Genomic DNA, 10799 nt, shown 5'->3' on the forward strand with positions numbered 1-10799 from the left:
AGACACCCCCGGCGCCGCCCGGCCAAGGAGAACCGGTCAGCCCTCGGCGATCTCCCGGACCTCGGCGGTGATCGTCCAGTAGTCCTCGTGCAGGGACAGGAACCGCTTGGTCCACTCGATCGCCTCGGCCTTGTCCTTGCACTGGCTGATCGAGTAGCCGCCGATGACCTCCTTGGACTCGGTGAACGGCCCGTCGGTGACGGAGAGCTTCCCGTCCTCCCAGGTCACCCGGCTGCCGTCGGCGGTCGGGGTGAGACCGGCCGTGTCGAGCATGACCCCGGCCTTGGTGATCTCCTCCAGGAGCTTGCCCATGCGCTCCTGGAGTTCGGGGCTCGGGCCCTCGGCGGGGGCGTTCTTCTCGTCGATGCGGATCAGGGTGAGAAAGCGCGGCATGGTGACTCCTCGGTGCTGTGCGGGGCGAGGTCTTTCCTCGCTCTCACCCCTGCGTCGATCGGGAGACCTCCGGATCGACACGCTCGCCGGATTTTTCTCACGGATTTTTCGCGGAGCGCGTCTGTGCAGGTCAGCGCAGCGACTCCCACAGCTTCCGGGCCTGAGGCTCCTCGGCCACCACCCGGTTGGGATCCGACGGCGCCCGCACGACCGGCAGCGTCACCGTCCGCACCGCGCTCGCCGACAGGCCCTGCACGCTCTGCCCGAGCCGGGTCAGCTCGCCCAGGGAGTCCAGGCCGGTGTCGGTGGTGAGGCCGGCGGTCACGGCGTCCGCGACCCGGTACAGCTTCGCCGGGTCGGTGAGCAGGTCCTGCGCGGCGATCTGGTCCAGCAGCGCCTTCACCAGCTTCTGCTGGAGGCCTATCCGTCCCAGGTCGCTGCCGTCGCCTATGCCGTGCCGGGTGCGGGCCAGGGCGAGGGCCCGCCTGCCGTCCAGGTGGTGGGTGCCCGCCTTCAGGTGCAGATGGCTGTCGTCGTCGGCGATGTCCTCGTCCGTGGTGACGGTGACGCCGCCGAGCGCGTCCACGAGCTTGGCGAAGCCGGAGAAGTCGATCTCGATGTAGTGGTCCATGCGGACATCGGTCATCGACTCGACCGTCTTCACCGCGCAGGCCGGTCCGCCCACCGCGTACGCGTCGTTGAACATGGAGTCGTGGGCGACGGCCGTCGAACCGCCGGACGGGCGCGGGCAGGAGGGGCGGGTGACCAGGGTGTCGCGCGGGATGCTCACCACCGTCGCGCTGGTGCGCCCGGCGTCGAGGTGGACGACCATCGCCGTGTCGGAGCGGGCGCCGGAGCTGTCGCCGCCGCCGAGCCGCTGGTTCTCCTCGCCGCTGCGCGAGTCGGACCCCAGGACCAGGACGTTGAGGGCCTCGCCGGGCAGGGCCGCCGATGCGGAGGGGGACGGCGTGACCACCGGCTTGGACGGGCGGTTGTCGCCGAGCGCGTTGTCGATGTCGACGCTTTTGATGTTGTCGTTGAGATGCCAGTAGGCCCAGCCCGCCGAGCCGACGCCGAGCACCAGCGCACCCGCCAGGGCGAGGCCGGCGATCCGCAGCGCTCTCGACCGCCGGCCCACCGCTCTGCCCGCGTCCCCGTTACCGTCCCCGTCCCCGTCACGTCCCGTCACGGGCAGGAACGTAAGTCCGAATTATGACGAGCAGGGACCCCAGGGCGCTTTTTCTTCGGAAATTCTCAGACTTCCCGGTCCGGTCTCACCCCAGCGTCACCACGGGCACCGGGTTGCTCCCGCTCCACGAGCCGTTGAAGCCGAAGGTGACCGAACCGCCGTCCGGCACCGACCCGTTGTAGGGGGCGTTCGTACAGCTGACCGCCGTGCCCGACTGCGTGCAGTTCGCGTTCCAGGCCTGCGTGATCCGCTGCCCGGCGCCGAACGTCCAGTCCGCCTTCCACGACGACAGCGAGGCCCCCGAGCAGGCGATCCGCACCTGGCCCGTGTAGCCGGTGCCCCACTGACTGGTGACGCTGTACGTCGCCGAGCAGGCGCCCGTCGGCGGGGTCGTCGTCCCGCCGAGGGCCTCCGCGATGGCGTGGTACGCCGGTTTCGGCTGGTAGTTCTCGTCGTACGGGGTCGCCGCGCCCTCGCCCGGGAAGGTGTCCGGGATCCAGGAGTCGGAGTCGGTGAAGCCCCAGACGGTGACACCGGTACAGCGCGCGACCGCCACGCAGGCGTTCATGACCGCCTTGTAGTCGGCGGCCTGCTGGGTCAGCTTCGCCTGCGTCGCCGGCAGCTGCATCCGGATGTCCAGCTCGGTGATCGCCACGTCGACGCCGAGGTCGGCGAAGCGCTGGATGTTCTGCTGCAGCGTGGAGGGCACCTGGCCGACGATGAGATGGGCCTGGAGCCCGACTCCGTCGATCGGGACTCCGCGCTCCTTCAGCGACTTGACCAGGTTGTACAGGGCCGTGCTCTTCGCGTTGACGCCCTCGACGTTGTAGTCGTTGATGTAGAGCTTGGTGCCCGGGTCGGCGGCCCGGGCCCAGGTGAGGGCCTGTGCGATGTAGTCCTGGCCGAGGGTGTCGTGGAAGAGGGTCCGGCGGTAGGTACCGTCCTCGTTGAAGGGCTCGTTCACCACGTCCCAGGCGGCCAGCCGGCCCTTGTAGCGGCCGACCTCGGTGGCGATGTGGTCCTGGACGATGGCGCCGAGCTGGTCGCGGGTCCAGCTGCCGTTCGTCAGCCAGCCCGGGTTCTGCTGGTGCCAGAGCAGGGTGTGGCCGCGCACCTGCTGGCCGTGGGCCTCGGCGAAGTCCACGATCCGGTCGGCCTCGGCCCAGTCGTAGCTGCCCCGGCTCGGCTCGACGGAGCCCCACTTCATGGCGTTGCCGGGGGTGAGCCAGTTGAACTCGCGGCCTGCGATCTCGCCGTAGGTGCCGGTGAGTTTCGAACCGGTGACCGCCGTGCCCATGACCTTGCCCTTGGCCTCGGCCAGGTCGCGCAGCGGGGCGTCGGCGGCGTGGGACGCGGGGGCCGCGAGCAGCAGGGAACCGGCCGTGACGACTCCGGCCAGCAGGGAGGTGAGTAAGCCCGATCTCAACGATCTCATGTGCGGGTGCCTCCGAAAGTTTCGGTGGTGCAACCGATTGGCTTCGGTGCAGTGTGGAGGCGCCCGGAACACCCGTCAATACAGCAACATCGGTCAACCGCCCGCGGGCGCCGCCGTACTGCTGCGCACCACCAGGCTCGTCGCCAGCTCCACCCGGGTGGCCGCCGGGGTGCCGGCCTCGCGGCCGAGGTCGAGGACCAGCTTGGCCGCCGCCTCCGCCATCTCCGTCAGCGGCTGCCGTACGGTCGTCAGCGGCGGCCCGACCAGGGGCGCCACCGGCAGATCGTCGAACCCGACGACGCTCAGGTCCTCCGGGATGCGCAGCCCCAGCTCGCGCGCGGCCTCGTACAGCCCGAGCGCCTGGAGGTCGTTCCCGGCGAAGACGGCGGTCGGCCGGTCCGGGCGGCGCAGCAGCTCCAGGCCCAGCCGGTAGCCGGCCTCGTGGTGGAAGTCGCCGTTGGCGATCAGCGCGGGGTCGACCGGCAGCCCGGCCGTCTCCAGCGCGGCCCGGTAGCCGTCGACCCGGGCGCGGCTGCACATCATCTGCGTCGGACCGCTGATCGCGCCGATCCTGCGGTGTCCCAGCTCGACCAGATGCCGGGTGGCGGCGAGACCGCCCTGCCAGTTGGTCGCGCCGATCGAGGGCACGTCGGCCCCCGGGTCGCCGGCCGGGTCCATCACCACGAACGGGATGGCGCGGCTGGTCAGCAGGGCCCGCTGCGACTCGTCGAGCCCTGACAGGACCAGGATCACGCCGTGCGGGCGGCGCGCGGCGACCTGGTCGGCCCAGGTCCTCCCGGGGGTGAGCCGCCCCGCGCTCTCGGACAGCACCACGCTGAGCCCCGCGTCCCGGGCGACGTTCTCCACGCCCCGGATGACCTCCAGCGCCCAGGCGCTCTCCAGCTCGTGAAAGACCAGGTCGATGAGGGGTGAGCGGGTCGCCTCGGCACGGCGGCGCCGGTAGCCGTGGGCCCGCAGCAGATCCTCGACGCGGGCCCGCGTGGCGGGGGCGACGTCGGCCCGGCCGTTCAGCACCTTCGAAACAGTCGGCGCCGACACACCGGCCTCACGGGCGATCTCGGCGAGCGTCGCGGTCTGCGCGCTGCGCCCCTGCGTCCGGGTTTGCGTCCGGCTTTCAACCGGCTCCGGGGATGTCATGGCGGCGATCGTATCCCTGCGGGCCCCCTTGACGAAGTCCCTGGGGCGCCATAGGTTCCCGGAACATTCGACATACTTACCGAAACATTCGCTGAAGCGGGCGTGAGAACGCTCGTGAGCACCGTTCGTGAGAGGGCCGTCCGTCCACCCGACAGGAGCTTCATGACCACCGCGCCCTGGCGTGACCCCGCCCTGCCCGCCGCCGTCCGCGTCGACGATCTGCTCTCCCGGATGACCCTGGAGGAGAAGGCCGCCCAGCTGTACGGCGTGTGGGTGGGCGCCGCGACGGACGGCGACGGAGTCGCTCCGCATCAGCACGACATGACGGTCGAGTACTCCGACGAGGCATGGGCCGAGCTGATCACCCGCGGCCTGGGCCAGCTCACGCGCTCCTTCGGCACCGCCCCCGTGGACCCGGCGCTGGGCGCGCAGGCACTGGCCCGCGCCCAGCGCCGCATCACCGAGGCCGGCCGCTTCGGCATCCCGGCGGTCGCGCACGAGGAGTGCCTGGCCGGCTTCACCGCCTGGCAGGCCACGGCCTACCCGGTCCCGCTGGCCTGGGGAGCGACCTGGGATCCCCCGCTGGTCGAGGAGATGGCCCGCCGCATCGGCGCCGACCTGCGCTCGGCCGGCGTGCACCAGGGGCTCGCGCCGGTCCTGGACGTCGTACGCGATCCGCGCTGGGGCCGCGTGGAGGAGACGATCGGCGAGGACCCGTACCTGGTCGGCACGGTCGGTACCGCCTATGTGCGGGGCCTGGAGTCGGCCGGGGTCGTCGCCACGCTGAAGCACTTCGCCGGGTACGCCTCCTCGGCCGGCGCCCGCAACCTGGCGCCCGTACGGGCCGGCACCCGCGAGTTCGCGGACGTCACCCTCCCGCCCTTCGAGATGGCGCTGCGCGAGGGCGGGGCCCGTTCGGTGATGGCCGCCTACACGGAGCGGGACGGCGTGCCGGCCTCGGCGGACCCCGAGCTGCTGACCGGGCTCCTGCGCGAGGAGTGGGGCTTCACCGGCACGGTCGTCGCGGACTACTTCGGCATCGGCTTCCTCCAGACCCTGCACCGGGTCGCCGGCACCCCGGCCGATGCGGCCCACGCGGCCCTGGTGGCCGGCATCGACGTCGAACTGCCGAGCCTGAAGTGCTACGGCGATCCCCTGGTGGAGGCGGTCCGCTCGGGCGAGATCCCCGAGGAGCTCGTGGACCGCGCGGCCCGCCGCGTCCTGCTCCAGAAGTGCGAACTGGGCCTGCTGGACGAGGGCTGGGCCCCCGAGCCGGCCGGCACGGTCGAGCTCGACTCGACGGGCAACCGGATCCTGGCCCGCCGCATGGCCGAGGAGTCCGTCGTCCTGCTCGACAACCCCGACGGCCTGCTCCCGCTCGCCCCCGACACCCGGATCGCGGTGATCGGCCCCCGGGCGGCCGACGCCCTGGCCATGCTGGGCTGCTACTCCTTCCCCTCCCACGTCCTCACCCACCACCCCGGCGTCCCGACCGGGATCGAGATCCCGACCGTCCTCGACGCCCTGCGCACCGAACTGCCCGACGCCAAGGTGACGTTCGCGCCGGGCTGCGACGTGACCGACCCGGACACCTCCGGCTTCGAGGAGGCCGTCGCCCGTACCGCCGAGGCGGACGTGTGCGTGGCGGTCCTCGGCGACCGGGCGGGCCTGTTCGGCCGCGGCACCTCGGGCGAGGGCTGCGACGCGACGGACCTCGCCCTGCCGGGCGCCCAGGGCGAGCTGCTGGACGCGCTGGTCGCCACGGGCGTCCCCGTGGTGCTGGTGCTGCTGACCGGCCGTCCCTATGCCCTCGGCCGCTGGCACGGCCGCCTGGGCGCGGTCGTCCAGGCGTTCTTCCCGGGGGAGGAGGGCGGCCCGGCGGTGGCGGGAGTGCTGTCGGGCCGCGTGAACCCGTCGGGACGCCTCCCCGTGAGCGTCCCCCAGGTCCCCGGCGGCCAGCCCTGGACCTACCTCCAGCCGCCCCTCGGCCTCGCGGGCGAGGTCAGCAACCTCGACCCGACCCCGCTGTACGCCTTCGGGCACGGCCGCTCGTACACGACGTTCGCGTGGGAGGACGGCACGGGCGGCGCGGAGCCGGCGGAGATCGGCACGGACGGGACGTACGACGTCTCGGTGACCGTCCGCAACACCGGCGACCGCGAGGGCGCGGAGGTCGTGCAGCTGTACCTCCACGACCCGGTGGCGTCGGTGACCCGCCCCGACGTACGGCTGATCGGCTACCAGCGCGTGCGGCTGGCACCGGGGGAGGCGGCCCGGGTGCTGTTCCGTTTCCATACGGACCTGTCGGCGTTCACCGACCGTTCAGGCCGCAGGGTGGTCGAACCGGGCGCCCTGGAACTACGGTTGGCGGCGTCCAGCGCGGACGTACGCCACACGGCCCACCTCACGCTCACCGGCCCGGTCCGGGTGCTCGGCACCGACCGGCGGCTGCGCTGCGAGACGGAGGTGTCAGGGGTGGCGTGACCCTCCGCGCGGGGGACCACGGGGGATGCGGGGGCGCATGGACAGGCTGGTGCACCACGAACTGCGGGCCGTCGTCTCGGTCCTGGCCGCCATGGCCGTCGCCCTGACGACCGTGGGCCTGGTCCACGGCTTCTCCGCGCCCTCCGCACCCGGCCGGCTGGGACTCTACGCCGCCGCCGTGCTCGCCTGGATCGTGGTGTGGACGCTCCTCAAGGCCACCAGGATCAAGTGGTTCAGCGAGGTACGGGACTTCGAGAAGGCGGTCCCCGTCGAGGAGTCCGGCGCGGACCTGCCCACCGAGCGCTTCCTGCGGGACCAGCCGTTCAGCCCGGGCCTCTTCGTGATGTATCTGCTGTTCGCCGTGCCCCTGTCCCTGTGGGAACCGTTGGCGGCCCTGCTGCCCCTGTGGTCGGCCCTGGACTGGCTGGGCAAGGCCGCTGTGGTCGCACACTGGGAGCGCGGGCACGGCCTGCTGCTGTGGCGGGGCCACGTCGCGAGCAGGCCGTGGGAGCTCTCGGTCAGCCGGCGTCCACCGACTCGAACCGCCACCGGTGCACGGCCCGTGTGACCAACTCCCCGTCCGGCTCCGGCAGTTCCGGCAGCTCGGCGTCGTAGGGGGCGTCCCACCAGGTGATGACGAGGACCCGGTCCTGGGGAGCGCGCAGGGTCTCCCTGCGCAGGGGTGCGCGGGGCAGTTCCTGCGCCTGCGCCCAGGCCAGCAGGTCCTCGCCCCGGCCGGGCACGGCCCGCGCCTCCCACATCATGGCGACCGTCACGAGTAGAGGTTCTCCTTGCTGATCTCGTGCACATGGTCGTGGTCGTGGCGGTGGCCCGGGACATGCGGCTCCGTCACCGGCAGCGAGGAGTCCGCCGGCAGGTCCCAGTCCGACGCGGCCCGGTTGCGGGCAACCATCTCCGCGCCGAGCGCGGCGACCATCGCGCCGTTGTCCGTGCACAGCTTGGGCCGCGGCACCCGCAGCCGGATCCCGGCCGCCTCGCAGCGCTCCTGGGCCAGGGCGCGCAGCCGGGAGTTGGCGGCCACCCCGCCGCCGATCATCAGGTGGTCGACGCCCTCGTCCTTGCAGGCCCGGACGGCCTTGCGGGTCAGCACGTCCACGACTGCCTCCTGGAAGGAGGCCGCCACGTCCCGCACCGGGACCTCCTCCCCCGCCGCCCGCTTGGCCTCGATCCAGCGCGCCACGGCCGTCTTCAGCCCGGAGAAGGAGAAGTCGTAGGCCGCATCGCGCGGACCGGTCAGGCCGCGCGGGAAGGCGATCGCGTCCGGGTCGCCCTCGCGTGCGTACCGGTCGATGACCGGGCCGCCCGGGAAGCCCAGGTTCAGCACGCGGGCGATCTTGTCGAAGGCCTCACCGGCCGCGTCGTCGATGGTCGCGCCCATCGGGCGGACGTCGGAGGTGATGTCCGAGGACAGCAGCAGCGAGGAGTGGCCGCCGGAGACCAGCAGGGCCATGGTGGGCTCGGGCAGCGGGCCGTGCTCCAGCTGGTCGACGCAGATGTGCGAGGCGAGGTGGTTCACGCCGTAGAGGGGCTTGCCGAGGGCGTACGCGTACGCCTTCGCCGCCGAGACGCCGACCAGCAGGGCACCGGCGAGGCCGGGACCGGCGGTGACGGCGATGCCGTCCAGGTCGCGGGCGCTGACGCCCGCCTCCTTCAGCGCGCGGTCGATGGTGGGGACCATCGCCTCCAGGTGCGCCCGGGAGGCGACCTCGGGCACGACACCGCCGAAGCGGGCGTGCTCGTCGACGCTGGAGGCGACGGCGTCGGCGAGCAGGGTGGTGCCGCGGACGATACCTACGCCGGTCTCGTCGCAGGAGGTCTCGATGCCGAGGACGAGCGGCTCGTCGCGAGAGTCAGTCATTGGTCTGGGTTCCTTGTACGGGAGCCGAACCCGCGGCGGAGCCGCTGTCGGGTTTCGTGGTCAGTCGCATCACCAGGGCGTCCACGTTCCCCGGCTGGTAGTAGCCGCGCCGGAAGCCGATGGCCTCGAAGCCGAAGCGCTCGTAGAGCTTCTGCGCGCGGACGTTGTCCACCCGGCACTCCAGCATCACTTCGGCGCACTCGAAGGCGGTCGCGGCCCGCAGCAGTTCGGTGAGGAGCCGGCCGCCCAGTCCCGTCCCCCAGTACTCCCGGGTGACGGCGATGGTCTGGATGTCGGCCTGCTCACCGGAGGAGGCGACACCGGCGTACCCGACGATCCGCTCCCCCTCCTCGGCCACGAGGTACTTCCGGGTCGCCTCCGGCCCGCGCGCATGGGCCAGCTCGGACCAGAACATGCCCCGCGACCAGGCGTCGTCGGGGAACAGGGCGCGTTCCAGCTCCAGCACGGGGTCGATGTCCCACCAGCGCATCTCGCGCAGCACACACGTCTCGGACCCGGTCACTTCGGGGTGACCACCTTGTAGTTCTTGGGGACCTGGGCGTCGGGGCGGCGCAGATACAGCGGCCGGGGCGCGGGGAGTTCCTCGCCCGCCGCCAGCCGCTCCGCGGCCAGCCGGACGAGCGCGGCGGCGGACACGTGCTCGGGCTCGTACGCCTGGGGGAAGGTGTCCGGGTACAGCAGCGCGCCCGCGCCGACGGCGGGCAGCCCCGCGACCTGCTCGGCGATGTCGGCGGGTCGGTCGACGGCCGGGTCGGTGACGCGGGTGCGGGAGTCGGCGTAGCGCGCCCAGTACACCTCCTTGCGGCGGGCGTCGGTCGCCACGACGAACGGGCCCTCCAGGTCGGCGGCGTAGGCGAGGCCGTCCAGCGTGCACACGCCGTGTACGGGGACGCCGAGGGCGAGCCCGAAGGTCTCGGCGGTCATCAGACCGACGCGCAGTCCGGTGTACGGGCCCGGCCCGATGCCGGCGACGACGCCGGTGACGGCGTCGAGCGTCAGACCGGCCTCGGCGAGCACCCGGTCGATCGCCGGCAGCAGCAGTTCCCCGTGCCGGCGCGCGTCCACCTGACTCGACGAGGCGATGACGTCCCGGCCGTCGTGCAGCGCGACGGTGACGGCGGGGGTGGCGGTATCCAGAGCGAGCAAGAGCACGCAAACAGCCTACGGCTCCCCGGGGCCCGTGTCGGACGTACCTGTCGGGCCGTCACCTGCTGCTACCGTCACCTTCCGTCACGGCGCCGCGTACGCACCGTGCGCGGCAGGGACGTACGACATGGAGGTGGGAGCCGGTGGCAGTCAGCAGCTCGGGGATCGTGGCCGCGCTCACCGCCGCGGCCCTGGCGACGGTCGGTTACCTCGCCCACCAGGCGTCACAGACCCTCCCGGCCGGCCTGGGCCGGTCACAGGCGGGCGCCGCACCGGCGGCCGGCGTCTCGAAGCCGCCGCCCCAGGCCAGGAGGGACCCCGCCGCCCTGCCCGACGGCTCCGGCAAGGGCGCACGGGTCGTGTACTCCCTGCGCGGCGACCGGGTGTGGCTGGTCGGCGGGGACGAGACGGTCACCCGCACGTTCAAGGTCGCCCCGAGCACGGTGGACCCGTCCCCCGGCTCCTACTCGGTCACGTCCCGCTCGAACGCGATCACCGGCTCCGACGGCGTCCCCGTCGAACACGTCGTGCGCTTCACCAACGTGGACGGCGTGGTCATCGGCTTCAGCGCAGCCGTGAACGCCTCGCCCTCCGCCCCGGCCCCGAAGACCCGCACGGGCGGCATCCGCGAGTCCCGCGCGGACGGCGAGGCGATGTGGACGTTCGCGACGATCGGCCGCAAGGTGGTGGTGGTGCGGTAGGCGGGGGCGGCTGGACTGCGGGGGCGGAGGGCCGCTGGCCGCTGTCCGCCGGGCCGCGGGCCGCTAGCCGCCGGGACGCGGGCCGCTAGCCGCCGGGACGCCGGGCCGCTGGCCGCCAGGACGCAAGGCCACCGGGCCGCTGGCCGCCAGGACGCCGGGCCGCTGGCCGCCGGGACGCCGGGCGGCGGGCTGCTAGGCCGCCGGGACACAAAGGCCACCGGCACGCCAGGCCGCTAGGCCGGGGCCACCAGGCCAGCGGGCCGCCAGGCCAGCGGGCCGCCAGGCCGCGGGCCGCCAGGCCGCGGGCCGCCGGGACGGCAAGGCCACCTGGCCCCAAGGCCATCGGGCCGCACGCCGCAGGCCGCGATCGTCCGCCGGGCCGCTAAGCCGCTA

General features: G+C 73.1%; 11 protein-coding genes. 3 read left to right on the forward strand and 8 right to left on the reverse strand.

Annotated features, from left to right (window positions below; translation table 11 throughout):
• Window positions 1–36: 36 nt before the first annotated feature.
• The 4 genes from ACZ3I3_RS06020 to ACZ3I3_RS06035 all read right to left on the reverse strand — a co-directional run bounded on the left by ACZ3I3_RS06020 (window position 37) and on the right by ACZ3I3_RS06035 (window position 4175).
• The gene (locus tag ACZ3I3_RS06020) at window positions 37–393 is read right to left on the reverse strand and encodes a YciI family protein (RefSeq protein ID WP_467362948.1); all 357 of its coding nucleotides are present in this window, start codon (window positions 391–393) and stop codon (window positions 37–39) included.
• A 130-nt stretch (window positions 394–523) separates the two neighbouring features.
• Window positions 524–1531, reverse strand: a complete 1008-nt coding sequence (locus tag ACZ3I3_RS06025) for an LCP family protein (RefSeq protein WP_467363366.1) — start codon at window positions 1529–1531, stop codon at window positions 524–526.
• Window positions 1532–1667: 136 nt separating this feature from the next.
• The gene (locus tag ACZ3I3_RS06030; protein WP_467362949.1) at window positions 1668–3017 is read right to left on the reverse strand and encodes a glycoside hydrolase family 10 protein; all 1350 of its coding nucleotides are present in this window, start codon (window positions 3015–3017) and stop codon (window positions 1668–1670) included.
• 93 nt (window positions 3018–3110) lie between these two features.
• The gene (locus tag ACZ3I3_RS06035; RefSeq protein ID WP_467362950.1) at window positions 3111–4175 is read right to left on the reverse strand and encodes a LacI family DNA-binding transcriptional regulator; all 1065 of its coding nucleotides are present in this window, start codon (window positions 4173–4175) and stop codon (window positions 3111–3113) included.
• 162 nt (window positions 4176–4337) lie between these two features.
• Between ACZ3I3_RS06035 and ACZ3I3_RS06040 the strand changes: the two genes are divergently transcribed.
• Both ACZ3I3_RS06040 and ACZ3I3_RS06045 read left to right on the forward strand, forming a co-directional pair.
• Window positions 4338–6659, forward strand: coding sequence for a beta-xylosidase/alpha-l-arabinosidase (locus tag ACZ3I3_RS06040; protein WP_467362952.1), 2322 nt, complete (start codon window positions 4338–4340; stop codon window positions 6657–6659).
• Window positions 6660–6696: 37 nt separating this feature from the next.
• Complete coding sequence (locus ACZ3I3_RS06045; protein ID WP_467362953.1) at window positions 6697–7227, forward strand: hypothetical protein; 531 nt, start codon at window positions 6697–6699, stop codon at window positions 7225–7227.
• On the opposite strand, the gene ACZ3I3_RS06050 is transcribed toward ACZ3I3_RS06045, so the two are convergent.
• From ACZ3I3_RS06050 to tsaB, 4 genes are read right to left on the reverse strand one after another with little or no spacing between them, the layout of a single operon-like run.
• A complete protein-coding gene (locus ACZ3I3_RS06050; RefSeq protein WP_467362954.1) occupies window positions 7178–7435 on the reverse strand; it encodes a hypothetical protein in 258 nt (85 codons plus the stop codon). The two genes, ACZ3I3_RS06045 and ACZ3I3_RS06050, sit on opposite strands and share 50 nt — an antisense overlap.
• Window positions 7432–8538: a tRNA (adenosine(37)-N6)-threonylcarbamoyltransferase complex transferase subunit TsaD gene (gene tsaD, locus ACZ3I3_RS06055; protein ID WP_467362956.1), complete on the reverse strand. Its 1107-nt coding sequence runs from the start codon at window positions 8536–8538 to the stop codon at window positions 7432–7434. The genes ACZ3I3_RS06050 and tsaD overlap by 4 nt, the downstream gene beginning before the upstream one ends.
• Window positions 8531–9028 (reverse strand): ribosomal protein S18-alanine N-acetyltransferase, encoded by a 498-nt coding sequence (rimI, locus tag ACZ3I3_RS06060; RefSeq protein ID WP_467363367.1) that lies wholly within the window; start codon window positions 9026–9028, stop codon window positions 8531–8533. Before rimI ends, tsaD begins: the two co-directional genes overlap by 8 nt.
• Before the next feature lie 29 nt (window positions 9029–9057).
• On the reverse strand, window positions 9058–9711 hold the full coding sequence (gene tsaB / locus ACZ3I3_RS06065; protein ID WP_467362958.1) for a tRNA (adenosine(37)-N6)-threonylcarbamoyltransferase complex dimerization subunit type 1 TsaB: 654 nt from the start codon (window positions 9709–9711) through the stop codon (window positions 9058–9060).
• 137 nt (window positions 9712–9848) lie between these two features.
• Here tsaB and ACZ3I3_RS06070 point away from each other — a divergent pair, with 137 nt between their 5' ends.
• On the forward strand, window positions 9849–10406 hold the full coding sequence (locus ACZ3I3_RS06070; RefSeq protein ID WP_467362959.1) for a hypothetical protein: 558 nt from the start codon (window positions 9849–9851) through the stop codon (window positions 10404–10406).
• The last annotated feature ends 393 nt before the right edge of the window (window positions 10407–10799 follow it).

Source organism: Streptomyces sp. NPDC016851 (assembly GCF_055562795.1).